We start from the raw sequence: 25057 nt of genomic DNA, 5'->3' as shown, positions 1-25057 counted from the left end.
TCACCAGGGACTGCTGAATGGCGCTGCTCAAACGGCCGAACAAGGCCGCCGTCGACGATGAGGGGCGCATGCCCCTCATGGAGCATCTGCGCGAGTTGCGCAACAGGCTCGTCTACGCCATCCTCGCGCTCATCGTCGGTGTCATCGTCGGCTTCCTCTTCTTCGAGCCGGTCTGGGTCTTCCTGAAAGAGCCGTTCTGCGATAACGCCGCGGCCCAGCAGCTGCGCCCAGGACAGTGCACGCTGGTCACCGGCGGCATCTTCCAGTCGTTCTTCACCACGCTGAAGGTCTCGGCGATGGTGGGCATCCTGGTGTCCTCGCCGGTCTGGATCTACCAGATCTGGGCCTTCGTCACCCCCGCGCTCTACCGCAACGAGAAGCGCTACAGCGTGACGTTCCTGTCGATCGCGGTCCCGCTGTTCCTGCTCGGCGCCGCGCTCGCTTACATCATCATGGACACCAGCCTGGCGATCCTGCTGGGCTTCATGCCCGCCGACACCGTCGCCGCCATCCAGATCAACGAGTACCTCGACTACGTGCTGATCATGCTGGTGATCTTCGGAGTCTCCTTCGAGCTGCCGCTGATGCTGGTCTTCCTCAACGTCATCGGGGTGCTCTCGCACGCCACGGTGAAGAAGCACCGCCGCACGGTCGTGTTCCTGATGTTCGTCTTCGGCGCGATCATCACCCCAGGCGGTGACCCGCTGACGATGATGGCGCTGGCGGCTCCGATGGTGATCCTCTACTTCGCCGCCGAGGGCTTCATGTACCTGCGCGAGAGGCGCAGGCCGGTGGATCCCGACGCGCTGCTGTCCGACGACGAGGCGGCCCCGCTCGACCTGGACGACTGACGGGTGGACCTGGCCCTCTTAGTCAACCCCGCCGCCCGCGGCGGCCGGACGCTGCGGCTGCTCGCGCCGCTGGTGCGACGGCTGCGCCAGGGCGGGGCGGAGGTGAGCGTGATCGTCGGTGACGGCCCCGCCGACGCGTTGGAGAGGGCCTGTACGGCGGTGGCCGAGCGTCCCGACGCCCTGGTCGCCTTCGGCGGTGACGGCCTGGTCCATCTGGCCGTCCAGGCCGTGGCGGGCACCGATGTGCCGCTGGGCATCGTCCCGGCCGGCACCGGAAACGACTTCGCCGCCGCGCTCGGCCTGACCGGGCGCGACCCCGTCGAGGCGATCCTGCGCGGCCGGTCGCGAACCCTCGACGCCGCCCGCGTCGGCCCCGACGAGTGGTTCGCGAGCGTGGTGTGCTGCGGCTTCGACTCCAGGGTCAACGAGCGCGCCAACGGCCTCACCTGGCCGCCCGGCATGGCCAGATACCTGTTCGCCGCGGCGGGGGAGCTGCGCTCCTTCCGGCCCATCCCCTTCAGGATCACCCTGGACGACCGGATGATCGAGCAGGAGGCGATGATGGTGGCGGTCGGCAACACCCGCTCCTACGGCGCCGGCATGCGCATCTGCCCCACCGCCGCGCCCGACGACGGGCTGCTCGACGTGACGATCCTCGGCGCGGTCGGCAAGGGCGCGTTCGTGCGCGCCTTCCCCAGCGTCTACCGCGGCGGGCACGGCGCCCATCCCGCGGTCACCATGCTACGAGCGCGCGCCGTCACGCTGGAGGCGCCCGGCGTGGTCGCCTACGCCGACGGCGAGCGGATCGGCCCGCTCCCGCTGACCTGCGCCGTGTCGCCGGGAGCGCTGCGCGTCCTGATTTGAGTAGTGGGTTACTCAGGCGCACCCCCACCGGTCGGCTCACCATGGACGCATGCCTCGCCTGATCGTCATCCATCCCCCCGGACTGGAGGGGACCATCCTGCCCGTCGGGGAGCGCAGACAGGTGATCGGCCGCGGGTCGGCCGCCGATCTGCGGCTGGACGATCCGCACCTCAGCGCCGCGCACGCGGCCGTCGTGCCGATCGGGGGCGGCGGCGTCACGATCGAGGACCTCGGCTCCCGCAACGGCACGATGGTGGGGCGGGAAATGGTCTCGAGTCCCAGGCGGCTGCGCAACGGGGAGGTCGTCCGGCTCGGCACCGTGCACGCCCGCTACGAGGACGACACGGGGGCAGGTGAGCGCGGCCACACGGCCGCCATGCCGAGAGCCGTCGCCTACCACGTCGGCAGTCAGGAGGCGCACCAGCTCAACAACGTGGCGGGCAACCAGTACAACCACTACATCGAACGGCGCGACAGCTTCCTGCGCCAGGTGGCCGCCTACCGCAGCAAGGCCAGGACGGTGTTCTGGCTGGGCGTCCTGATGATGTTCGGCGGCGCGGCGGTCTACGCCTATTTCCTGATCAGCGGCATGGGCGACATCCAGAGCTCGTTCAGCAGCGGGCGGATGCCCGAGGACTTCCCGTTCGGGCCCGACGTGGGCCTCGGGGTGCCGATCGGGCTCGTGGCCTTCGGCGTCGGCTTCGTCGGCAACATCCTGTTCTGGATCGGGCTGATCATGCAGATCGTCGCAGCGGCGCGGGCGCGCAGGGTCGACGTGGATCCCCGGCACTCATGGAACGCGCCCGCCGTACGGAGGTAGCAGTGGTCTTCAACATCGGTTCGCAGCAGGGGAACATCAACAACGTCGCGGGGGACCAGACGATCTACGGCGGCCAGCAGGCGTTCGTCGCGGGTCAGCCGGCCGACTGGGCCGCCCAGCTGGCCGAGGCGCTGAGAGCGGCGGGGATGGCGGGCCAGGCGGCGCAGGCCGACGCCGTCAGGGCCGAGCTGGAGGGCCCGGCGCCCGACCGGCAGGCGATCGCGGGGCGGCTGACCGGCATCGCGCAGGCCGTCGGAGCGGTCGCGGGGGCGGGGACGGCGCTGCGCGAGCCGCTCGCGGCACTGTGCAACTGGCTGGGCGCGCTGGGTGCGCCGATCCTGCGGCTCATCGGCCTCTGATCTACATTGTAAAGGCGCTCGCCCGGGACGCCCGTGCCGCGATGGGCTCCCGGGCCCAGCGCTCCCGGTGACGAACCGCGTGCCGGACCGGCGAGGGTCCGGCGGGCTGGACGGTCGCCTGGCCTGACCGGAATGGCGGTTTCGGTAGGCTGGCGGGTATGACAACGCCAGCGGAACGCTACGCGGCCTTCCGTGAGAAGCACGGGGACGACGGCGCCGCACTTCGATCGTTCCGGGGGCACTACGACTTCGAACTGGACGACTTCCAGCTCGACGCGTGCAGGGCGCTGGAGGCGGGCGACGGCGTACTGGTGGCGGCGCCCACGGGCTCGGGCAAGACGGTCGTCGGCGAGTTCGCCGTCCACCTGGCCCTCGAGCAGGGGCAGAAGTGCTTCTACACCACCCCGATCAAGGCGCTGTCGAACCAGAAGTACAACGACCTGGTCAAGCGCTACGGCACCGCCAAGGTCGGTCTGCTCACCGGCGACAACAGCGTGAACGGCGACGCGCCCGTGGTGGTCATGACCACCGAGGTGCTGCGCAACATGCTCTACGCGGGCTCGGCCACCCTGGCCGGGCTGGGCTTCGTGGTGATGGACGAGGTCCACTACCTGGCCGACCGCTTCCGCGGCGCGGTCTGGGAAGAGGTCATCATCCACCTGCCCGAGTCGGTGCGCCTGGTGGCGCTGTCGGCCACGGTGAGCAACGCCGAGGAGTTCGGCCAGTGGCTCGGCGAGGTGCGCGGCGACACCACCGTGATCGTCGACGAGCACCGGCCGGTGCCGCTGTGGCAGCACATGATGGTCGGCAACCGCGTCTACGACTTGTTCTCCACCGAGGACGGCGACAACCTCTCCAGGATCAACCCCACCCTGCTGCGCCTGACCCGCGACGAGGAGCGGCTGGCCGGCGGCAGGGGCCGGAGGGGGTACGGCAGGCCGCAGCGCTTCCGCCCGCCCGACCGGGCAGGCATCATCGAGAAGCTCGACTCCGAGGGCCTGCTGCCCGCGATCACCTTCATCTTCTCCCGCGCGGGCTGCGACGCGGCCGTCATGCAGTGCCTGTTCGCGGGCATCAGGCTCACCACCGAGCGTGAGAGCCACGAGATCCGGCAGATCGTCGACGAGCGCACCGCCCACCTGCCCGACGAGGACCTCGCGGTGCTCGGCTTCCTGGAGTGGCGCGACTGCCTGGAGCGCGGCCTGGCCGCCCACCACGCGGGCATGCTGCCCGCCTTCAAGGAGGTCGTGGAGGAGCTGTTCACCCGCGGCCTGGTCAAGGCCGTCTTCGCCACCGAGACGCTGGCGCTCGGCATCAACATGCCCGCCCGCAGCGTGGTCATCGAGAAGCTCGACAAGTGGAACGGCGAGACCCACGCCGACCTGACCCCCGGCGAGTACACCCAGCTCACCGGCCGGGCCGGGCGTCGTGGCATCGACATCGAGGGCCACGCGGTCGTCGTCTGGCAGCCGGGCATGGACCCCATCTCGGTCGCGGGCCTGGCGGGCACCCGCACCTACCCGCTGCGCTCCAGCTTCCAGCCCTCCTACAACATGGCCGTCAACCTGGTCGGCCAGTTCGGCCGCGAGCGGGCCAAGACCCTTCTCGAGGCCTCCTTCGCGCAGTTCCAGGCCGACCGGGCGGTGGTCGGCATCGCCAAGCAGCTGCGCAAGCACGAGGAGGCGCTGGAGGGCTACCAGGAGGCGATGCACTGCCACCTGGGCGACTTCACCGAGTATGCCGGGCTGCGCCGCCGCCTGTCCGACCGCGAGACCGAGCTCGCCAAGCAGCGCGGAGCCGCGCGCAGGGCGGCGGCGACGCGCTCGCTCGAGGCGCTGAAGCCGGGCGACGTGATCCGCGTGCCCGGCGGACGGCGGGCCGGCCTGGCGATCGTCCTCGACCCCGGGCTCAACCCGCGCGGTCACGGGCCCACCCCGCTCGTGCTGACCATCGGCAAGCAGGTCAAGAAGCTCGACCCCGCCGACTTCCCGGTGCCGGTCGAGCCGCTCGACAAGATCCGCATCCCGCGCAACTTCAACGCCCGCGCGCCCAAAGAGCGGGCCAACCTCGTCTCCACACTGCTGGCCAAGATCGGCGACCGCGACCTGGGCAAGCCGCCGCGCGCCCGCGACCACGCGGTGGAGGACGAGGAGATCATCGAGTTGCGGCGGCTCATCCGCCAGCACCCGTGCCACGGCTGCGCCGACCGCGAGGACCACGCCCGCTGGGCCGAGCGCTACTACAAGCTGCTGCGCGAGACCGAGGGGCTGCGGCGTCGCGTCGAGGGCCGCTCGCACGTCATCTCCCGCACCTTCGACCGCATCTGCGCGGTCCTGGAGCAGCTCGGCTACCTCGAGGACGAGAACGTCACCGCGGAGGGCCGCCGCCTCGGCCGCCTCTACACCGAGCTCGACCTGCTGACGGCCGAGTGCCTGCGGGCGGGGCTGTGGGAGGAGCTCGACGCCGCCGAGCTGGCCGCGTGCGTCTCGGCGCTGGTGTTCGAGTCGCGCGCGGCCGACGACGCCAGGCGGCCCAGGATCCCGGCCGGGCGGGCCCAGGACGCGCTCACGGCGATGATCAGGCTGTGGGGCGAGCTGGAGGGCATCGAGAAGGACAACGGCCTGTCCATCATCCGTGAGCCCGACCTCGGGTTCGCGTGGGCGGCCTTCCGCTGGACGAAGGGCCACAGCCTCGACGCGGTGCTCAGCGACGGGGTCAACGGCAACGAGCTGGCCGCGGGCGACTTCGTCCGCTGGATCAAGCAGCTGATGGACCTGCTGTCGCAGCTCGGCCACGCCGCCCCGCCCGGCAGCAAGGTCAAGCAGACCGCCACCAAGGCCATGGACGCGATGCGCCGCGGCGTCGTCGCCTACTCGTCGCTGTCCTGATCTGATCTCCTGATCCTGTGGTCCCCGCGGCCGCGCCCCAGGCCCGCCTGCCTTCCCGTACGGCAGGCGCGCCTGGGCCCACCCCCGTCACCGGTTGACGCCCGTCCAGGGACACGCCCACCGAGCTCCGTGGCCGGGCTGGGCAACAAGGGCCGAGGAGACGCCGGCCAGGAGATCCGAAGAACTCGCCCAACCATCCCGACGTGACGGCGGCGGCCGAAGTCCCGCTGGAGCACGCGTGATGGACAGGCGGTCACCGGTGACCTCGGTGGCCGAGACCCGGCCATGCCGTACAAGATGGATATAAAGATGGCTGACCGGGCGGTCAAGGTGTTGTGGTGGTGGGTTCACTCAACGTCACCTTCGCGCCAGTTTCCTGGGTGATCACAGCGGAAATCCCCATGTCGGAAGGTCTCCCCCGCCTGGAGGTTGGGATGTTCGCTCTGATCGCTGCCCTGCTGTTCGTGCTCGCCCTCGTCTTCGAGATCGCCGGTGTGGCGGTCGGTGGCGTGATCACCGTCGCCACCCTCGGCACCGCCGGCCTCCTCTGCGTCGCCCTTCACCTCATGGGCGTCGGCGCGGGCTGGACGCCGCTCAAGAAGTGACCTAGGCCATCGGACCGGCCGCGCGCGGGGTTCCCCCGGCTTCGTGCGCGGCCTTCGGCCGTGCGGGCGTCAGAGACCGCGCTCGCCCGTGCTCCGCTCGACGCAGAACTCGTTGCCCTCCGGGTCGAGCAGCGTGACCCAGCCGAGCCCGTCGGCGGTGCGGTGGTCCTCGTACAGCCTGGCGCCCAGGCCGATGACGCGCTCCACCTCCTCGTCGCGGGTGCGCTCGGTGGGCATCCAGTCGAAGTGGATCCGGTTCTTCACCGTCTTGCCCTCGGATACCTGGATGAACAGCAATCCGGGCACGGGCGACGGAGCCTCGACGAGGACCTCGGAGTCGCCCGGCGCGTCCTCGTCGGACACCGGCCACCCGGTCACGGTGCTCCAGAACGTCGCGAGGTCATAGGCGTTCGAGCAGTCGATGGTCACATGGCGAAGGATCATGGCGGCCAGCCTAACCGACCGGCCCCGGCATGATCCCAGCTCACAGCGCGGCCACCGGCTCAGGCGACGGTGAAGCGGACCTCTCTGGTGCCAGGGTCGGCCTTGGCCAGCCTGACCCTGACGCGCTGGCCCAGCGGAAGCGGCGAGCCGTCGCACCTGGCGATGACCGCGGGGTCGGTGAGCTGCACCAGGCCGCCCTCGCGGCGCTCGTCGGTGTCGATGACGACCGCGTCGAAGTCGTGGCCGATCCTGTCGCGCAGCACGAAGGCCTCCACCAGGTCGATCGAGGCCCGCTCGACCGCGCCCGCGCGGCGGCCGGTCGCGGACATGATCTCCGGCAGGTCCATCAGCCCCGCCTGCACGTCGCCCGGCACGGGCTCGCCCGCGGCGATCGCCAGGCACGCCTCGGTGGCGTAGCGGTCGACCAGGCGCCGCAGCGGCGCGGTGACGTGCGCGTACGGCGCGGCCACGGCGGAGTGCTCGGCCATCGCGGGCGGCTCGCCGTTGAAGGCCAGGTACCCGGAGCCGCGCAGCAGGATCTTCGACTCGTTCAGGAACGCCGCCTGCGCGGGGTCCTTGGGATCGAGGCCGTGGACGACGTCGCCGTAGGAGGCGCCCTCGGGCCACGGGACCTCCAGCGCGGTGGCCACCCTGCGCACCTTGGCCAGGTCGCCGGGCTGCGGGCTCGGCAGCACCCGCAGCACGCCGATCTCCGCGTCGAGCATCATCGAGGCCGCGGCCATGCCGGTGAGCAGGGAGATCTGCGCGTTCCACGCCTCGGACGGAAGCGGCACCCGGTACTCCAGGCGGTAGCCGCCGTCGTCGCGGACGACCTCCTGGTCCGGCGTGGGCAGGGTGACGCCGCCACGGGCCCGTTCCAGCTCCAGACGCAGGCGGCCGACCTCGGCCAGCAGCTTGAGCGTGCCGTCGGCGGTGCCGGTGTCGACGGCGGCCTGCACGTAGGCGTAGTCGAGCCGCTCACGGCTGCGCACCAGCGAGCGCTGCACGTCCACGCCGACCGTGCGGCCCTCGGCGTCGAGGTCGATCCGCCACAGCGCGGCGGGTCTGGTGACGCCGGGCAGCAGGCTGGCCGCGCCCTCCGAGAGCACCTGCGGGTGCAGCGGCACTGTGCCGTCGGGCAGGTAGACCGTCTCGCCCCTGGTGCGCGCCTCGGCGTCGATCGCGCCGCCGGGCCTGACGAAGGCGCCGACGTCGGCGATGGCGTACCACACGCGGTAGCCCGTGCCCAGCGCCTCGATGAACAGGGCCTGGTCCAGGTCCATGGAGCCGGGCGGGTCGATGGTGACGAACGGCAGCCCCGTGTGGTCCTGCCTGGCCGTCCTCGCGGGGCTCTCGGCCGCCTGCGCGGCCTCCCGCAGCACGGCGGGCGGGAACACCTCGGGCAGCTTGATCTCGCGCCTGATCCGCTCGAACCCGTCGGCCAGCCGCGGGTGGACGTCTCCGGACACTCGGATGTTCGTGGTCACCCGGTCAACTTATCCCCTGACCCCCGGCGGTGCCCCCTCCGGAGTCGCCGAGGCCGAGGCGGCTAAACCGATCAAGTCCTAGACGATCATCGACCGGGTAGACTCCCGCGCAAGAGGAGGGAGTGCCGTGGGGCGACCGACTATTGCCGACATCGCCGCGAGGGTCGGGGTGTCCAAGGGCGCGGTCAGCTTCGCGCTCAACGGCCGCCCCGGCGTGAGCGAGGAGACCAGGGCGCGCATCCTGCGGGTGGCCGAGGAGATGAAGTGGCGCCCGCACAGCGCGGCCAGGGCTCTCGGCGGGGCCAGGGCCGAGGCGGCGGGGCTGGTCATCGCCAGGCCCGCGAGGACCATCGGCGTCGAGCCGTTCTTCGCCCACCTGCTGTCGGGCCTGCAGGCGGGGCTGTCGGCCGGCGCGGTGGCGTTGCATCTGCTGGTCGTGGAGGACACCGCCGCCGAGATCGAGGTCTACCGGCGCTGGGCCTCGGAGGGCCGCGTCGACGGCTTCATCCTGGTCGACCTGCAGGTGCGCGACCCCCGCATCGGGGTGATCGAGGAGCTCGGCGTGCCGGCCGTGGTGCTCGGCGGGCCGGGCCCGCACGGCTCGCTGTCCAGCGTCTGGGCCGACGACAGGGAGGCGATGCTGTCCATCGCCGACTATCTGGCCGCGCTCGGCCACACCAGGATCGCGCACGTGTCGGGGCTGCCCTCCTTCCGCCACACCCAGCGGCGCGTCAGGGCGCTGCGCGACGCGGCCCGCAGGCTCGCCCTGCGCGAGGTGGTGTCGCTGCCGACCGACTTCAGCGACGCCCAGGGCGCCGCCGCGACGAGGACGCTGCTGTCGCGCAGGGAGCGGCCCACCGCGATCGTCTACGACAGCGACGTGATGGCGGTGGCCGGTCTCGGCGTGGCGGCCGAGATGGGGGTGCCCGTGCCGGGCGAGCTGTCGATCGTGGCCTTCGACGACTCGGTGCTGACCCAGATCGTGCACCCGTCGCTCACCGCGCTGTCGCGCGACACGTTCGCGCTGGGCAGGCGGGTGGCGCAGACGCTGCTGGAGGCGATCGCCGACCCGGCCACGCCGGTGAACGTCAGGACCCCGACACCCCTGCTGACCGTCAGGGAGAGCACCTCGACCGCTAAATCGATTTAGGCAAAGATCCGCCGGTCAGCGCGTCGAGCAGGCGGTTGAGCGGGGAGTCGAGCCCGTAGCGGTCGGCCAGCCGGACCAGGGCCTCGGGGTCTCGGGGCTTGGCGGGCAGGGTGAGATCGGCTGAGGGGAGCGGCGCGGAGTCGGCGACCTTGACCACGGCGGGGGCGACCCGCAGATAGTCGCGGGCGGCGGCCAGCTTGGTGCGGCAGCCGGCCGGGAACCCGTCGCTCTGGCCGGCGTCGAGCGCGGCCAGGATCGCCTCGAGGGAACCGAACCTGGTGATCAGGGAGGCGGCCGTCTTCTCCCCGACGCCGGCGACCCCCGGCAGCCCGTCGCTCGGGTCGCCGCGCAGCGTGGCGAAGTCGGCGTAGCCGCGCCCAGGGATGCCGTACTTGGCGGTGACGAAGGCCTCGTCGACCACCTGCAGGTTGCGCACCCCGCGAGCGGTGTAGAGCACCCGCACCGGGCGGGAGTCGTCGACCAGCTGGAACAGGTCGCGGTCGCCGGTCACGATGTCGACCGCGCCACGGGCCTGATGGGTGAGGGTGCCGATGACGTCGTCGGCCTCGTAGCCCTCGGACTGCAGGCGGGCGATGCCCACCGCGTCGAGGACCTGCTCGATGACGGGGATCTGTGGCACCAGCGTGTCGGGGACCTCCTCGGTGTGCCCGAAGGCGACCCGGTGCGCCTTGTAGGTCGGGATCGCCGCCACGCGGAAGGCGGGGCGCCAGTCGGCGTCCATGGTGGCCACGAGCTCCGCGGGGGAGTGCGTGCGGACCAGCGTGGCGACCATGTCGATGAGGCCGCGCACCGCGTTGACGGGCATGCCGTCGGGCGCCGTCATCGACTCCGGGATGCCGTAGAAGGCGCGGAAGTAGAGCGACGGGGTGTCGAGAAGCATCAGCACGCCTCTATGGTCGCACCACCCGGCGACAGTTTTCCGACGCCGGGCACCTGGCCCTTCGGGTCAGTGGTGGCGGATGCCGACGGCGAGCAGGCAGGTGTCGTCCTCGGGGTTGGGCCCGCCGACGCTGGCCACCAGCTGGTCGAGGCCCGCGTCGAGGTCGTAGCCTGGCAGCTCGCGGGCGGCCGAGACGGCGAGGGCGAGCCCCTCGTCCAGGTCGCGGGTGCGCCGCTCCACCAGCCCGTCGGTGAACATCAGCAGCAGGTCGTCGGGGCGCAGCTCGATGCTGGCCAGCTCGTACGGCTGGTCGCACACCGCCCCCAGCAGCACCCCGCGCGGCGGGTCGAGCTGCTCGGCGGTGCCGTCCCTGACCAGGATCGGCGCGAGGTGCCCGGCCTGACCCCAGGTGAACACGTTGGTCGAGGTGTCGAGGTGGCCGATCAGCGCGGTGGCCGTGGTGTCGTGCAGGCGGTGCATCACGAGCTCGTTGAGCCAGGAGAGGAGCTGGTCGGCCCGGTGGCCCGTCATGGTCAGCCCGATGAGGGCGTGGCGCAGCTGGGCCATGTGCGCGATCGCGGGCAGGCCGTGCCCCGAGACGTCGCCGATGGCCAGCAGGACCTGGCCGTCGGGCAGCCCGGCCGCCTCGAACCAGTCGCCGCCCAGGTTGGCGGCCTTCTCGGCGGGCAGGTAGCGCACCGCCACGCGGGTGCGGGGCAGGTCGAGGCAGCCGACGGGCTCGGGCAGGATGGCCTCGCGCAGCGCGATCATCACGTTGCGCTCCTCGGCGGCCCGTTCGCGGGCCTCGATCAGCTGGCGGCGTGATTCGGACATGATGCGCTCGGCCCTGCGCCGTCCGGTGATGTCCTGGACGACCCCGTGCACGCCGGTGGTCTCACCGGCTCCGACCAGCGGCTCGAGCACGACGCGCAGGTTGCGCACCTCGTTGCCGCGCCTGATCCTGAACTCCGCCTGCACGGGGTCGACGCCCTGGCCGACGGTCCACAGCAGCTGGTCGAGCGCGGCCAGATCGGCAGGCTCGACGTGCTCGGCCAGCTCGGGCAGGCCGACGGGGCCCGCCGCCGGGTCCCTACCGAAGATCACGTACACGTGGTCGGACCAGACGGCCTCGCCCGTGCGCAGGTTCCACTCGGCCCAGCCCATGTTGCCCAGCCGCTGGGCGTGGGCCAGCTGGACGGACAACGTCTCGGCGGACTCGCGCCGCCGGAGCTGGTCGGTGAGCTGCTGCAGGAGCTCGGCGGCCGTCATCGGCCCGCCGGGCCGCCGGTCGTCTCTGGAGGGAAGGGGTGGCTGAGGGCCGCCCACGACGCCGACCATAAGGGGCTCGCTTCTCGTATGCACTGGAACGGGACAATTGCCCCACGTTAAGTGATCGTCCTTCAACGGAGTGTAGCGATGGCTTGCGTGTTGTGAGAGCTTTTCGGGGAATTTGACGAGGGTAGATTGGCCCTTGTGACGTCCGAAGATCTGTATCCCGTTTCCCGCCTCGCCGCCGTCCAGGAGGCCACCGCCAAGGCGGGCCTCGACGCGCTCCTGCTCACGCCCGGCCCCGATCTGCGCTACGTGAGCGGTTACGAGGCGCTGCCGCTCGAGCGGCTGACCTGCCTGGTGGTGCCCGCCGACGGCGAGTCCTTCATGATGGTGCCACGTCTCGAGCTCCCGGCGGCGCAGGCCTCGCCGGCCGCGCGGCTCGGCCTCGACTTCGTCGCCTGGGACGAGACCGACGATCCGTACGGCGTGGTCACAAGCCGCCTGGGCCGCGTCGCCAAGGTGGGCCTGGCAGACCGCATGTGGGCGATGGCCTCGCTGCGCTTCCGTGCCGCCATGCCCGAGGCCGAGCAGGTGCTCGCCGGGTCGGTGCTGCGCGAGCTGCGCATGCGCAAGTCGCCCGCCGAGGTCGCCGCGCTGCGCGAGGCGGGGGCGGCGATCGACGCCGTGCACCGGCAGGTGCCCGGCTTCCTCAGGGCCGGACGCACCGAGCGGGAGGTCGGCAAGGACATCCACGACGCGATCCTCGCCGCCGGGCACTCCACGGTCGACTTCGTCATCGTCGCCTCGGGCCCGAACGGCGCCAGCCCGCACCACGAGCTCTCCGACCGGGTCATCCAGGCCGGCGAGCCGGTGGTCGTCGACATCGGCGGCCAGCTGCACAACGGCTACTGCTCCGACTCCACCCGCACCTACTGCGTGGGCGAGCCGCCCGCCGACTTCGCCGCCTACTACGAGGTGCTGCGCCGCGCCCAGGACGCCGCCTGCGCGGCGGTACGGCCCGGCGTGACGTGCGAGTCGATCGACGCGGCGGCCCGATCGGTGATCGAGGAGGCGGGGTACGGCGAGTACTTCATCCACCGTACGGGTCACGGCATCGGCATCGAGACGCACGAGGAGCCGTACATCGTGGCCGGCAACACCGAGCTGATGGAGCCGGGGTTCGCCTTCTCGGTCGAGCCGGGGATCTACCTGCCGGGGCGGCACGGGGCCAGGATCGAGGACATCGTGGTGTGCACGCAGGACGGCGGTGAGCGGATGAACATCACTACGCGCGAGCTGGTGATCGTCTAAGCGGTAGATATATATCGGCTACCGATATATGGTCGCCTCATGACCAAGATGACCGAGGCGACGTACTTCATCCTCGCCGCGCTGCTCGCCGAGCCGCTCCACGGCTACGGGATCATCAAACGGGCCGGCGAGCAGTCGTCGGGCAGGGTGAAGCTGGCGGTCGGCACGCTGTACGGCGCGCTCGACCGCCTGACGGAGGCGGGCCTGGTGGCCGTCGACAGGGAGGAGATCGTCGACGGCCGGGCCCGTCGCTACTACCGGATCACCGACGACGGCGTCACCGCCGTGCGGGCGGAGGCCGTCCGCCTCCAGCGCGCCGCCGCCGTGGTCACGAGCCAGATCGCGGTGATGGGCGCATGACCGGCTCCTTTACGCTCGAGCGGCGCTACCGGCTCCTCCTGCGCGCCTATCCCGCGGCCTACCGCGAGCGGCACGGCGACGAACTCATCGGGACGCTCATGCAGGCGTCCGGTCCGCAGGCCACCCTGCCGACCGCGCGCGAGGCGCTGCACCTGCTGTCCGGCGGCCTCACGACCCGCGTGCGGGAGGCCCGCTCCCGCGCGCCCTGGTGGGCCGACGGCCTGCACCTCGGCGTGCTCGCGGTGGCGACCACGACGTTCGCGACGCGGCTGGACCTCACGCCGCACCTCGTCCGGCCGGTCTGGACGCTGCTGGCCATCCTCCTGATGCTGGCGATCGTCAGGGGCCGGGTCGCGCTGGCCCTGCCGCTCGCCTTGATCGCCGCGCTGGAGGCCACCGGCGTCCTCGGCGCGATGGGCGTCCCGGATTTCGGCAGCTCCCCCGTCGAGGTGTCGAACAGGGTCCCGTACCTCGTCATCGTGGCCGGGCTGGGCGTCCTGGCCGTCCGCGGGAGACGGCGGCTGCCCGCCAGGTCCTGGATCTGGCTGCTCGTCCCCGTCTTCGCGTGGGCGGTGCGGGCGGCCGCGCTCTCCCTCGGGTTCCACTCCTTCACCGAGGAGACCGCCTGGCTGCTGTTCCGCGCGGGCGTCGAGGTGCTGCTGCTCGGCGCGGTCGTGTGGGCCACCTCGGTGGCGCGGGACGCCCGATGGGCCCTGGCCGGCGCCCTCTACCTGATCCCCGGCCTGGCCTACTTCGCCGAGAACCTGTCCGAGCACGGCCGCAAGGGGCTGGCGTACTGGGGGCTGCTCACCGTGCTGGTCGCCGCGTCACTGGTGGTGGCGCGCCGCAGGAGGGAGCGGATCTGACCGGGACCGGCTGACCGCGGACCGACTGGTGGGCGCCTGGCAGAATCGGGACATCGGAGACCCCGAGCACAATTCTGGAGCGTGTCGCGATGACCGTAGAGCGTGCCCTGCCCACCCCCGAGGCGCACGACCTGATCGACCTGACCCGAGACCTGATCGCCAAGGAGGTCACGCCGCGCGCGGCGGGCGACGAGTCGGCGGGGCGCTTCCCGCGCGAGGTCTTCACCACCCTGGGCGCCACGGGGCTGCTCGGCCTGCCGTACCCCTCCGAGTACGGCGGCGCCGACCAGCCGTACGAGGTGTACCTGCAGGTGGTGGAGGAGCTGGCGGCCGGCTGGCTGGCCGTCGGGCTCGGCCTCTCTGTGCACACGCTGTCGTGCTTCCCCGCGGCGGCCTTCGGGACGGACGAGCAGCGCACGGAGCTGCTGCCCGACATGGTCGGCGGCGAGCTGCTCGGCGCCTACTGCCTGTCCGAGCCCGCCTCCGGCTCCGACGCCGCCGCGCTGGCCACCCGCGCCGTCCCCGGCCCCGACGGCTACACCGTCGACGGCGTCAAGGCGTGGATCACCCACGGTGGCGTGGCCGACTTCTACATGCTCATGGCGCGCACCGGCGAGCAGGGCGCGCGCGGCATCTCCTGCCTGCGCGTGCCCGCAGGGACCGAGGGGCTCTCCTTCGGTCCGCCCGAGCACAAGATGGGCATGCGCTCGTCGCCGACGGCCCAGGTCCGCTTCGACGCCGTACGGCTGCCCGCCTCGGCGCTGGTCGGCGCGGAGGGCGAGGGTTTCCGCATCGCCATGGCCGCCCTCGACGGCGGCCGCCTCGGCATCGCCGCCTGCGCTGTCGGCGTGGCCCAGGCCGCCTTCGACGCCGCCACCTCCTATGCGAAGGAGCGGCGCCAGTTCGGCTCGCGCATCGTCGACTTCCAGGGGATCGGCTTCATGCTGGCCGACATGGCGACCCAGATCGCCGCCGCCCGCGCCCTGTACCTGGAGGCCGCGCGGCTGCGCGACGCGGGCCGGCCGTACGGCCAGCAGGCCGCCATGGCCAAGCTGTTCGCCACGGACATGTGCATGAAGGTGACGACGGACGCGGTGCAGGTGCTGGGCGGCTACGGCTACGTCGAGGACTTCCCCGTCGAGCGGTACATGCGCGAGGCGAAGGTCCTGCAGATCGTGGAGGGCACCAACCAGATCCAGCGCCTGGTCATCAGCCGCGCTCTCGCCAAGGGCTAGCAAGATTGTCGGGGGCGCTGCGTAGTGTCCCCGCCATGAATCCGTGGCAGGAGGTCGTCGAGCGCATCGAGGCCGGCGAGAACAACGACCTGGTGGGAGCCCAGTGCGTCACCCGGCGCCAGGCCGTACAGGGAGGCGGTGGCACGGGTCAGCGAACCGGTCGGCATCGTCGCCATCTGTGACCACACTTCGAGGAGTAACGTCACGAGAATGAGCGACCGCCAGAAGATCACCCTTACCGGCGCCCAGGAGACCCTGCTCGCCACCCTCTACGGCAGGGCGCTCGACACCCGCGCCCGCAGGCCCACCCTGGGCGACGAGGCGGCCGTCAGGGCGATGCGGCGGATCGACTACGACTTCCGCAGGACCGGGATGACGGCGACGACGGCCGCCGGGGTCGCGCTGCGGGCCAGGCAGCTCGACGAATGGGTCGTCGAGTTCCTGGCCGACCAGCCCGAGTCGACGGTCCTGCACCTCGCCTGCGGCCTCGACACCAGGGCGCACCGGATCTCCAGGCCGGCCACCGTCCGGTGGATCGACGTCGACTTTCCCGAGGTGGTCGAGCTGCGCGAGCGTCTCCTGCCGGTCCCCGAGGGCGACTACCGGCAGATCGGCGCCTCGGTGACCGGCGAGGAGTGGCTGGAGCAGGTGCCCGCGGACCGTCCCGTCGTGACGGTCTTCGAGGGGCTGTCGATGTACCTGCGCGAGGAGGAGGGGCGGCGGCTCATCCAGCGCGTCACCGGTCGCTTCCCCGGCGGGCAGCTCTTGTTCGACGTCTACGGGTCGCTGGGCATCAGGATGCAGAAGCTGGTGCCCGCGGTCCGTAACTCCGGGGCGACCCTGCACTGGGGCGTCGACGACCCCAAGGTGATCGAGGGCTGGCACGAGGGGCTGGTCTGCCTCGACGCGCTGCGCAGCGTCGACATGCCTGGCATCGAGCTGATGCCGCCGGCGGGCAGGGCGCAGATGTGGGTGCTGGCGCGCATCCCGGGGCTCAGGGACGTGGGCCGGATCCTCCGCTACCGCTTCTGAGCGATCCCGTGGCGAAGGCGTGGGAGTCCTGGACGAGGCCCCAGACGACCTCCAGCTCCTCGTCGTCGCGCGGGCCGTACACCATGACGATCGTGGGCGGGACCAGGCCCATGGCCACGGCGGGGTGCGGCTCGGCCCAGCCGCGCTCGATCGCCTGCCGGACGCCGGCCTCGGGCAGCGACAGGTGCAGGCTGCCGTCGCGCGCGCCGTGCAGGTGGGCGAACTCGGCGCCGATGAGGTACGCGTCCGCGGGCCCGGACGCGGCGGTCAGGTGGAGGGCGCGGGTGTCGGGCAGCGAGATGCCGCTGCGGCCGGTGCGGACGCCGGGCAGGGCGGCCATCCTGAGCCACAGCTCCTCCTGCAGCCGCGCGGGCGCGGTCTGGTCGAGCTGCTGGTGCGGCGTCGTCGGCCGGGTGGCGGGACGGGGTCCCCGTCTCCGGGTGTCTGTGATCATGTCTTCCACGATACTATCCTGAGGATAGTAGTTACCAAGGAGATAGTAATGACCTTCGATCCCTGCCCGGTGACGCCGGTGGCCGAGCTGGTGTTCGCCAAGTGGACGACGCAGGTGCTCTGGACCCTCGGCCACCACGGGCGGACCCGGTTCACCGAGCTGCAGCGGCTGGTCCCGGCGATCACCCCCAAGGTGCTGGCCCAGCGGCTGCGCCAGATGGAGCGCGACGGCCTCGTCGTCCGCACCTACCACGCCGAGGTGCCGCCCAGGGTGGACTACGAGATGACCCCGCTGGCCCGCACCCTGCTGCCGGTCTTCCAGACGCTCGTCGAGTGGTCCGAGACCCACCTCGGCGAGGTCGCCAGGGCGCGGGAGGCCTACGACGCGGCCCTCTAGACCGGGTCCTTGGCCGAGGCCAGCGCCGACAGCGCGGCCCTCGCCGACAGCCTGGAGTAGGGATCGTCGGTGAGCAGCCCGCCCACCACCCGGCCCAGCAGCCCCGAAGGGCCCGGATCCGCGGTCGGATCGGGCGCGACGCACGGCGGACGGCTCTCCATCGCGGTGTACAGCGTGGCCCCGAGCGACCACAGATCGGCCGCGGCGGTGTGCGGCCCGCCGCCGTAGCGTTCGGGCGCGATGTAGCCCGGCGTGCCCGCCACCGCCGAGGAGGCCCGCCCCACCGGCGCTGCGATGCCGAAGTCGATCAGCACCACCCGGTCGGAGGCCAGCAGCACGTTGTGCGGATTGACGTCGCGGTGCAGCACGCCCTTGTCGTGCGCGTGCGAGAGGGCCGACAGCAGGCTCCGGGCGATCCTCGTGACGACCGGCGCGGGCAGCGGACCGAGCCTGCTGACCATCTCCGAGAGCGTCACAGACTCGTGCACGAGCTCCATGACGATCCAGAGATTGTCGCCGCTCGGCGCCACGTCGTACACGGTCACGATGCTCGGATGGGTGAGCCGCGCCGCCGCGCGCGCCTCGCGCAGGACGGCCCTGTCGTTGCCCGAGACCAGCACCTTGATCGCGACGTCACGCCTGAGCAGCGAGTCGTGGGCGCGCCACACGACCCCCATCCCGCCCCTGCCGACCCTGGCGAGAAGGCGGTATCGGTCCAGCACGGATCACCTCCTGAGCGGTCATGGGGTCCGAGTGGGTCATCGGGATGGAGCGCCAGGTGTTACGCGCCGGCGGATTTCGTCGGCCGCCTCTCCTAGCATGGCCCGGTGACTTCCCCCGAGCGCGGTCCCCAGGCAAGCGACGTGCTGCGGCGCGTCTTCGGCTACGACTCCTTCAGGGAGGGGCAGCAGGAGATCATCGACCACGTCGTCGCCGGTGGCGACGCGCTCGTGCTCATGCCGACCGGCGGCGGCAAATCCCTGTGCTACCAGATCCCCGCTCTGGTACGGCAGGGCACGGGCGTGGTGATCTCACCGCTGATCGCGCTCATGCAGGACCAGGTCGACGCGCTGACCACGGCGGGCGTCAGGGCGGGCTTCCTCAACTCCACGCAGGAGCCCGGCGAGCGCGCCGCCATGGAGGAGGCCTATGTGGCGGGCGAGCTCGACCTGCTCTACCTCGCACCCGAACGGCTGCGCTCGGAGCAGACGCTGCGCCTGCTGGCCGGGGGCTCGATCTCGCTGTTCGCGATCGACGAGGCGCACTGCGTGGCGCAGTGGGGCCACGACTTCAGGCCCGACTACCTCGCGCTGTCCACCCTGCACGAGCGCTGGCCCGAGGTGCCGCGCATCGCGCTGACCGCGACCGCCACCCCCGAGACGCACAAGGAGATCACCGCCAGGCTGGGCCTGGAGCGGGCCAGGCACTTCGTGGCCAGCTTCGACCGGCCCAACATCCAGTACCGCATCGAGCCGAAGAACGAGCCCAAGCGGCAGCTGCTGCGGCTGATCCGCACCGAGCACGACGGGGAGGCGGGCATCGTCTACTGCCTCTCCCGCGCCTCGGTGGAGAAGGTCGCCGCGTTCCTGCAGGAGAACGGCGTGGGGGCGCTGCCGTACCACGCGGGTCTCGACGCGCGCACGCGCGCCGCGCACCAGGCCCGCTTCCTGCGGGAGGACGGCATGGTCATGGTCGCCACCATCGCCTTCGGCATGGGCATCGACAAGCCCGACGTGCGCTTCGTCGCCCACCTCGACCTGCCCAAGTCCGTGGAGGGCTACTACCAGGAGACGGGCAGGGCGGGGCGCGACGGGCAGCCGGCCACCGCCTGGCTCGCCTACGGCCTCCAGGACGTCGTCCAGCAGCGCCGCATGATCGACACCTCCGAGGGCGACGACGCCCACCGGCGGCGGCAGGCCGCCCACCTCGAGGCGATGCTCGCGCTGTGCGAGACGGCCGCGTGCCGCAGGGTGCGGCTGCTGGCCTACTTCGGGCAGGACGGCGAGCCGTGCGGCAACTGCGACACCTGCCTCAACCCGCCGGAGACCTGGGACGGCACGGTCGCCGCCCAGAAGCTGATGTCGACCGTGGTGCGCCTCCAGCGCGAGCGGGGGCAGCGGTTCGGCGCCGGGCAGCTGATCGACATCCTGCTCGGCAAGCAGACCGAGAAGGTGCTGCAGTTCGACCACGCCTCGCTGACCGTGTTCGGCATCGGCACCGAGCTGCGCGAGACCCAGTGGCGCGGCGTGGTGCGGCAGCTGCTCGCCATGGGACTGCTGGCCGTGGAGGGCGACTACGGCACGCTCGTGCTCACCGAGGCGAGCGCCGGCGTGCTCAGGGGAGAGCGCCCGGTGCTGCTCAGACACGACCCGGTGGCCAAGAAGGCTGACAAGCCGGCGAAGGCCGCCCGGCAGAGCGCGGTGGCCGAGCTGCCCGAGGCGGCGCAACCGGTTTTCGAGCTGCTGCGCGCGTGGCGGGGCGCGACGGCGAAGGAGCAGGGCGTACCGGCCTACGTCATCTTCCACGACGCGACGCTGCGCGAGATCGCGTCCAGCCGGCCCTCGACGCTGGCCGAGCTGGCGGGGGTGTCGGGGGTGGGGGAGAGCAAGCTGGCGAAGTACGGCGAGCAGGTACTGGCCGCCCTCGCCGAGGCTCCCGAGTAAGAGCTGTGCCCGGAGATCATCGGGCCGCTACGGCGAGTGAAGGTGGCGGGTCAGTGGGTGCGGTTCAGGAGGGAGATGGCCAGTGAGCGGAGGTCGTGGGCCGCGGGGAAGGTGGCGTCGAGCGTTTCGAGGGCTCGGGAGGCGTGGTCGGCGGCCATCGACAGGGCGCGGGCGCGGCCGCCCGCCTTCTCGATGAGGTCGGCGGCCAGCCGTACGGAGTCCTCGTCGTCCGCACCCGACGCGAGAAGCTTCGCCAGCTCCCGACTCGCGGACGACCGCGCCGAGCTCGGAGCGCCAGAGAACCCGCCAGAGAATCCGATCGTGGAGTCGGGCGAACCCGAAGCGCGCGAAGGGGGCGAGGCGCCCGGCGAGCGTGTCAAGGATGGGGAGTCCGAGACGCTGGTGGTGAGGGCGGCCAGAACGGGGAGGGTCTTCTTGCGCTGCCGGAGGTCGCCGAAGATCGGCTTGCCGGTGCGTGAAGGGTCGCCCCAGATGCCGAGCACGTCGTCCACCATCTGGAAGGCCAGGCCCAGGTCGCGCCCCATACCGTACATCCGGGTGGCCAGCTCGCCCGGCGCCCCCGCGAACGTCACGCCCAGAGCAGCGGCGCAGCCGAGCAGGGAGCCGGTCTTGTCGCCCGCCATCGAGAGGTACTCGGCCACCGTCACCGCGTCGGGTCCCGTCCACGGCCGCTCCTCGAAGGCCATGTCCTCGGTCTGGCCGTGCACCAGCTCCACCAGTGCCGACGACAGGATCCCGGCGGCCGCGGCGGCGTGGGGGCCGCTGGCGGCGGATCTGATGGCCAGGGCCAGCAGCGCGTCACCGGCCAGGACGGCGGGGCCGACCCCGTAGGCCTTCCACACCGCCGGCCGGTGCCTGCGCCGCTCGTCGCTGTCGATGATGTCGTCGTGCACCAGGGAGAAGGCGTGCACCAGCTCCACCGCGACCGCGCCGGGGACGGCCGACTCGAGCGGGGCGCCGGCGGCCTCGGCGCACAGCATCGCGAGGACGGGCCGCAGCCCCTTGCCGGTGTCGGCCTCGACCGGCGTGCCGTCGATGTCCGACCAGCCGAGCGTGAAGGCGGCCATCCGCCGGCCCCAGGGGTGCAGGTCCGCCACCGCGGCGCGCATCGCGGGCTCGAACAGCTCGCGGCACCGGGCCAGCGCGTCGGCTGGAATGCCGAGGTCAGCCACCGATCCTCCGATGCGTCCGCGCACGGTCAGCCGTCGATCCGGCGATGAACCGGCAAGATGTCATAAATTACCACCAATCCCTAACCTTGATCAGTAACGGGCGATCATGTGATACTCCACGCGAGTAATAATGAAGTTTGTGAAGTAGGAGTAAATGTCGACCGCCCGGGTCCGTACGCTGCCCTTCTACCTCGCGCTCGCCAGACACCTCCGCGACCCGGTCAAGGCGCTCGAACAGGCCGGATCCGCAGCCGGCGGTGAGCTGGTCAGACTCAATCTCGGCCCCTTCCGTCCCTTTCTCGCCACCCATCCCGACCACGTCCAGCACGTCCTGCGCACCAGCCAGCCGAACTACCTACGTGAGGGTATGTTCTGGGATCCGATGATTCCGCTCTTCGGCGACGGGATCCTGGCCGACGGCGAGGCCTGGCGGGAGAGCAGGAAGGTGCTGCTGCCGCTGTTCACCGCCAGGCGGGTGGAGTCGCTGGCGGGCCGGATGGCCGAGATCATCGCCGAGCGGATCGAGGCGACGGTCAGGCCGGGGGAGCGGTTCGACGCGGTCGAGAAGATGTCGGCGATCGTGCACCCGACGATCATCCGGCTGTTCTTCGGCGACCAGATCTCCGCCGAGGACATCGCCAGGCTCCTGCCCGCCTACGACACCGCCGTCACCTCCAAGGCCCTGCGCCTGGCGCTGCCGTTCGTGCCCGAGAGCGTCCCGCTGCCCGGCGACCGGGCCTTCCGCCGCTCGGTGGCGGCGATCAACGAGGTCGTCTACCCGAGGGTCCGCGAGGCCCGCGCCCGCCTTCAGGGCGCGGACGACGTGGTCGGCGCGCTGGTCAAGGCGTGGGACGACGACGGCAAGATCCGCGACAACGTGGTCAGCATGCACGGCGCCGCCACCGAGACCACCGCCACCGCGCTCACCTGGGTGTGGCCGACGCTCGAAGCCCATCCGGAGCTCGCCGGCGCGGTGTTCGAGGAGATCGACCGCGTGGTGGGGAAGGGCCCCGTCCGCGCCGAGCACCTGGCGGGGCTGGTGCGGCTGAAGAGCTTCCTGTCGGAGCTGCTGCGGCTGTATCCGGTGGGCTGGATCCTGCCCCGCCGTACCGTGAGTGACGAGACGGTCGGCGGCGTCACCGTGACCGCCGGATCCACGGTGATCATCAGCCCCTATCTCACGCACCGGCTGCCCGAGTTCTGGGAGCGGCCGCTGGAGTTCGACCCCTCTCGCTTCGAGGGGCAGACCAGGCGGCATCGCTTCGCCTACTTCCCCTTCGGCGGAGGGCCGCACCAGTGCGTCGGCCAGCACCTGTTCATGATCGAGGCGCAGCTGCTGCTCGCCGGCATCCTCAGCCGCTACCGGCCCGTGCTCCACACCAGGCTCCCCGTCACCGCGCTGCCCTCGTTCTCACTGCGCACCAGGCAGCGGGTCGACCTCACGCTGGTCGCCCGGTGAGCGCCGAGCTGTCAGGATCCGCCGAGCTGGGCCGGATCTGCGGCGTGGCCGCCGTGTGCGCGCGCGACCTGCGCCGCTGCGCCGAGCTGTACGGCGAGCTGTTTCCCGCCAGCCCGTTCGACGCCGCGTTCTTCTCCTCCCTGACGCTGGTCGGGGCGTTCGGCTCGCCATGGGCGGACGCGGACCTGCTCAAGGCGGTCAACAGGGCGTCGCTGTTCGTGACCGGCGTCGACCGGCTCTTCGATCTGGTCGCAGGCTCCAGGCGGGAGGTGGACGAGCTGGTGCGCGACTGCCTGGAGGTGGCCGACGGCGCGGTGCCCGGCAGCCCGATCACCCGCTTCCTGGCCGACCTGCGCGACGAGCTCGCCACCGCGCCGCACTTCGCCGGCCTCGCGGCCGTCTGGCACGACCAGCTGCGCCTGATGCTGGAGGCCATGGCGCGGGAGTGGCGCTGGCACGAGGGCGGTGAACGGCCCGGCTACGGCGCGTACCTCGCCAACGCCGACAGCACAGGTTCCACGTTCGTCAACGTCTCGCACTGGATCTACACCGGTGACTCGTGGACCCTGGCCCGCCTCGACGAGCTGCGCACCACGGTCAGCGCCGAGGTGCAGCGCTACCTGCGCCTGCTCAACGACCTGGCGACCTATCGCAGGGACGTCAGCTGGGGCGAGCTCAACGTGCTCATGCTCGGCGTCGGCCGCGACGAGGTGGACGAGCGGATGGCGGCGCTGGTCCGCAGCGCGAACACGCAGATCGAGGCGGTCAGGGACGGCTCGCCGCGCACCGCCCTCTACCTCGAACGGCAGATCGGCTTCAACACCGGCTTCTACGGCATCGCGGACTTCTGGGGAGAGCTGTGAGCGACATCGCCTGGGCGGCACGCGAGCTGGTCGACGGGCTGATGGCCAGGCCGTGGGGGCAGGTGACCGCCTCGGTCTACGAGACGGGCCGCCTCGTCACGCTGGCCCCGTGGCTGACCGGCCACGCCGAGCGCGTGAGGTACCTGCTGCGCACCCAGCGGCCCGAGGGCACCTGGGGCCCGCCCGACGGCTACGACCTGGTGCCCACGCTCAGCGCCGTCGAGGCGCTGCTTTCCGAGCGCCGCCGCGCCTCCAGCGCGCCCGAAGGCTCTCGCGCGGACCTCTCCGCCGCAGTTCGGCGCGGCCTGGAGATCCTCCCCGTACGGCTCGGCGCGGGCGACGCGCTGCCCGACATGCCGGCGGTCGAGCTCATCGTCCCCTTCCTCGTCTCGCTGATCAACGAGCACCTCTCGGGCGTGGGCACACCGCTGCCGCTGCCGCGGGGGATGGACCACACCAGGCTGGAGGCGGTGCGGGGATGGGTCGCCTCCGGCGCCGACCTGCCCGAGAAGCTGCTGCACGCCCTGGAGACCGCCGGCATGGCGGTCAGGGGCGCGCATGCCGTCCGCCCGACCCCGATCGGCACCGTCGGCGCCTCGCCGGCCGCGACCGCCGCCTGGCTCGCCGCGATCCAGGACGGCCCGATCCACGCGGCACCCGCGGAGGGCGGCACGGGAGAGGGGACGGTCGGGGCGGCCGCGGCCAGGCTGCATCTGGAGGCGGTGGTCAGGCGGCACGGCGGCCCGGTGCCCGTGGGGCTGCCGATCACGGTGTTCGAGCGCGGCTGGGTGCTGAGCTGGCTGGCGAGGGCGGGCATCGAGCTGGACGTGCCGCCCGAGATGATCGCCGACCTGCGCGCGGCCATCGGACCCGCCGGGACTCCCGCGGGCGCGGGACTGCCCGCCGACGCCGACACCACCTCGGTCGCCCTCCACGCGCTCGCCCTGCTGGGCGCCCCGCACGAGCCCAGCAGCCTGCTCGCCTTCGACCTGGGCACCCACTTCTGCACCTGGCAGGGCGAGGACGGCCATTCGCCGAGCGTCAACGCGCACGTGCTGGACGCCCTGGGCAGGTACGTGGCGTGCCGCCCTGACGCGGGCGATCGCTACCGTCCCGTGATGGCGCGCCTGGCCGGCTGGCTGGCGGGCGGGCAGCGGGCCGACGGGGGGTGGGAGGACCGCTGGCACGCCTCGCCGTACTACGCGACCGTGAGCTGCGCGCTCGCACTCGACGAGTACGGCGGGCAGGAGAGCGCGCGCGCCGTGCGGAGGGCGGTCGCGTGGGTGCTGGACACCCAGCGGCCCGACGGCTCGTGGGGCAGGTGGGAGGGCACGCCTGAGGAGAGCGCCTACGCGCTGCAGACCCTCTTGCTGACCAGGGCGAGCGACGACCCTCGCCTGGTGGAGGCAGCGGCCGCGGGCTACCGGTTCCTTCGCGAGGCCGACCTCGACCGGCAGCCCGCGCTGTGGCATGACAAAGACCTCTACAGCCCCCGCGCGGTGGTCCGCGCGGCCGTTCTCGCCTCCCTACATCTGGCGGAATGCGACCAGAGAGTGTCCATCCTGATACGATCATGAACCGGCG

Annotated in this window: 25 protein-coding genes; 18 read left to right on the top strand and 7 right to left on the bottom strand. The window is 71.9% G+C overall.

Annotated features, from left to right (window positions below):
* Positions 1–17: 17 nt before the first annotated feature.
* The 6 genes from tatC (at position 18) to H4W81_RS16745 (ending at position 6387) form a co-directional block, all read left to right on the top strand.
* On the top strand, positions 18–851 hold the full coding sequence (gene tatC, locus H4W81_RS16770; RefSeq protein WP_192775670.1) for a twin-arginine translocase subunit TatC: 834 nt from the start codon (positions 18–20) through the stop codon (positions 849–851).
* A gap of 3 nt (positions 852–854) precedes the next feature.
* Complete coding sequence (locus H4W81_RS16765; RefSeq protein ID WP_192775669.1) at positions 855–1715, top strand: diacylglycerol/lipid kinase family protein; 861 nt, start codon at positions 855–857, stop codon at positions 1713–1715.
* A 49-nt stretch (positions 1716–1764) separates the two neighbouring features.
* Entirely contained in the window at positions 1765–2535 is a 771-nt protein-coding gene (locus H4W81_RS16760; protein ID WP_192775668.1) for an FHA domain-containing protein, read from the top strand.
* 2 nt (positions 2536–2537) lie between these two features.
* The gene (locus H4W81_RS16755) at positions 2538–2894 is read left to right on the top strand and encodes a hypothetical protein (protein WP_192775667.1); all 357 of its coding nucleotides are present in this window, start codon (positions 2538–2540) and stop codon (positions 2892–2894) included.
* A 158-nt stretch (positions 2895–3052) separates the two neighbouring features.
* Positions 3053–5782 carry a DEAD/DEAH box helicase gene (locus H4W81_RS16750; protein ID WP_192775666.1) on the top strand — a complete coding sequence of 910 codons (2730 nt, stop codon included), beginning with the start codon at positions 3053–3055 and terminating at the stop codon, positions 5780–5782.
* A 434-nt stretch (positions 5783–6216) separates the two neighbouring features.
* Positions 6217–6387, top strand: a complete 171-nt coding sequence (locus H4W81_RS16745) for a hypothetical protein (protein ID WP_192775665.1) — start codon at positions 6217–6219, stop codon at positions 6385–6387.
* 69 nt (positions 6388–6456) lie between these two features.
* Here H4W81_RS16745 and H4W81_RS16740 read toward each other — a convergent pair whose 3' ends face one another.
* A complete protein-coding gene (locus H4W81_RS16740) occupies positions 6457–6831 on the bottom strand; it encodes a VOC family protein (protein ID WP_192775664.1) in 375 nt (124 codons plus the stop codon).
* Positions 6832–6890: 59 nt separating this feature from the next.
* A complete protein-coding gene (locus H4W81_RS16735; protein ID WP_192775663.1) occupies positions 6891–8318 on the bottom strand; it encodes an RNB domain-containing ribonuclease in 1428 nt (475 codons plus the stop codon).
* 127 nt (positions 8319–8445) lie between these two features.
* On the opposite strand from H4W81_RS16735, the gene H4W81_RS16730 reads away from it, so the two are divergent.
* The gene (locus tag H4W81_RS16730; protein WP_192775662.1) at positions 8446–9468 is read left to right on the top strand and encodes a LacI family DNA-binding transcriptional regulator; all 1023 of its coding nucleotides are present in this window, start codon (positions 8446–8448) and stop codon (positions 9466–9468) included.
* Here the strand turns inward: H4W81_RS16730 and H4W81_RS16725 are convergent.
* Positions 9455–10369: a 5'-3' exonuclease gene (locus H4W81_RS16725; protein WP_192780844.1), complete on the bottom strand. Its 915-nt coding sequence runs from the start codon at positions 10367–10369 to the stop codon at positions 9455–9457. The two genes, H4W81_RS16730 and H4W81_RS16725, sit on opposite strands and share 14 nt — an antisense overlap.
* A gap of 66 nt (positions 10370–10435) precedes the next feature.
* Complete coding sequence (locus H4W81_RS16720) at positions 10436–11695, bottom strand: PP2C family protein-serine/threonine phosphatase (RefSeq protein WP_318781777.1); 1260 nt, start codon at positions 11693–11695, stop codon at positions 10436–10438.
* A 147-nt stretch (positions 11696–11842) separates the two neighbouring features.
* Here H4W81_RS16720 and H4W81_RS16715 point away from each other — a divergent pair, with 147 nt between their 5' ends.
* The 6 genes from H4W81_RS16715 to H4W81_RS16690 all read left to right on the top strand — a co-directional run bounded on the left by H4W81_RS16715 (position 11843) and on the right by H4W81_RS16690 (position 16445).
* Complete coding sequence (locus H4W81_RS16715; RefSeq protein WP_192775660.1) at positions 11843–12952, top strand: M24 family metallopeptidase; 1110 nt, start codon at positions 11843–11845, stop codon at positions 12950–12952.
* A gap of 39 nt (positions 12953–12991) precedes the next feature.
* Positions 12992–13312, top strand: coding sequence for a PadR family transcriptional regulator (locus H4W81_RS16710; RefSeq protein ID WP_192775659.1), 321 nt, complete (start codon positions 12992–12994; stop codon positions 13310–13312).
* Entirely contained in the window at positions 13309–14178 is an 870-nt protein-coding gene (locus tag H4W81_RS16705) for a hypothetical protein (protein WP_192775658.1), read from the top strand. The genes H4W81_RS16710 and H4W81_RS16705 overlap by 4 nt, the downstream gene beginning before the upstream one ends.
* Positions 14179–14267: 89 nt before the next feature.
* Complete coding sequence (locus tag H4W81_RS16700; protein ID WP_192775657.1) at positions 14268–15413, top strand: acyl-CoA dehydrogenase family protein; 1146 nt, start codon at positions 14268–14270, stop codon at positions 15411–15413.
* A 35-nt stretch (positions 15414–15448) separates the two neighbouring features.
* The gene (locus H4W81_RS16695) at positions 15449–15595 is read left to right on the top strand and encodes a hypothetical protein (RefSeq protein ID WP_192775656.1); all 147 of its coding nucleotides are present in this window, start codon (positions 15449–15451) and stop codon (positions 15593–15595) included.
* A 28-nt stretch (positions 15596–15623) separates the two neighbouring features.
* Positions 15624–16445 (top strand): class I SAM-dependent methyltransferase, encoded by an 822-nt coding sequence (locus H4W81_RS16690; RefSeq protein WP_192775655.1) that lies wholly within the window; start codon positions 15624–15626, stop codon positions 16443–16445.
* Here the strand turns inward: H4W81_RS16690 and H4W81_RS16685 are convergent.
* Positions 16408–16899, bottom strand: coding sequence for a luciferase domain-containing protein (locus H4W81_RS16685; RefSeq protein ID WP_192775654.1), 492 nt, complete (start codon positions 16897–16899; stop codon positions 16408–16410). The genes H4W81_RS16690 and H4W81_RS16685 overlap by 38 nt on opposite strands.
* Before the next feature lie 48 nt (positions 16900–16947).
* On the opposite strand from H4W81_RS16685, the gene H4W81_RS16680 reads away from it, so the two are divergent.
* Positions 16948–17295: a winged helix-turn-helix transcriptional regulator gene (locus tag H4W81_RS16680; RefSeq protein ID WP_192775653.1), complete on the top strand. Its 348-nt coding sequence runs from the start codon at positions 16948–16950 to the stop codon at positions 17293–17295.
* Here the strand turns inward: H4W81_RS16680 and H4W81_RS16675 are convergent.
* Entirely contained in the window at positions 17292–18017 is a 726-nt protein-coding gene (locus H4W81_RS16675) for a serine/threonine-protein kinase (protein WP_318781776.1), read from the bottom strand. The genes H4W81_RS16680 and H4W81_RS16675 overlap by 4 nt on opposite strands.
* 105 nt (positions 18018–18122) lie before the next feature.
* Here H4W81_RS16675 and recQ point away from each other — a divergent pair, with 105 nt between their 5' ends.
* Positions 18123–19958: a DNA helicase RecQ gene (gene recQ, locus H4W81_RS16670; RefSeq protein WP_192775652.1), complete on the top strand. Its 1836-nt coding sequence runs from the start codon at positions 18123–18125 to the stop codon at positions 19956–19958.
* A 50-nt stretch (positions 19959–20008) separates the two neighbouring features.
* On the opposite strand, the gene H4W81_RS16665 is transcribed toward recQ, so the two are convergent.
* Entirely contained in the window at positions 20009–21151 is a 1143-nt protein-coding gene (locus H4W81_RS16665) for a polyprenyl synthetase family protein (protein WP_318781775.1), read from the bottom strand.
* Between the two features lie 154 nt (positions 21152–21305).
* Between H4W81_RS16665 and H4W81_RS16660 the strand changes: the two genes are divergently transcribed.
* From H4W81_RS16660 to H4W81_RS16650, 3 genes are read left to right on the top strand one after another with little or no spacing between them, the layout of a single operon-like run.
* Positions 21306–22610, top strand: a complete 1305-nt coding sequence (locus tag H4W81_RS16660; RefSeq protein WP_192775651.1) for a cytochrome P450 — start codon at positions 21306–21308, stop codon at positions 22608–22610.
* Positions 22607–23473: a terpene synthase family protein gene (locus H4W81_RS16655; RefSeq protein ID WP_192775650.1), complete on the top strand. Its 867-nt coding sequence runs from the start codon at positions 22607–22609 to the stop codon at positions 23471–23473. Before H4W81_RS16660 ends, H4W81_RS16655 begins: the two co-directional genes overlap by 4 nt.
* A complete protein-coding gene (locus H4W81_RS16650; protein WP_318781774.1) occupies positions 23470–25050 on the top strand; it encodes a prenyltransferase/squalene oxidase repeat-containing protein in 1581 nt (526 codons plus the stop codon). Before H4W81_RS16655 ends, H4W81_RS16650 begins: the two co-directional genes overlap by 4 nt.
* The last annotated feature ends 7 nt before the right edge of the window (positions 25051–25057 follow it).

The sequence above is a fragment of the Nonomuraea africana genome (assembly GCF_014873535.1).
In the GTDB taxonomy this organism is placed as follows: Bacteria; Actinomycetota; Actinomycetes; order Streptosporangiales; family Streptosporangiaceae; genus Nonomuraea; species Nonomuraea africana.
This window is presented reverse-complemented; position numbering and strand designations above follow the sequence as displayed.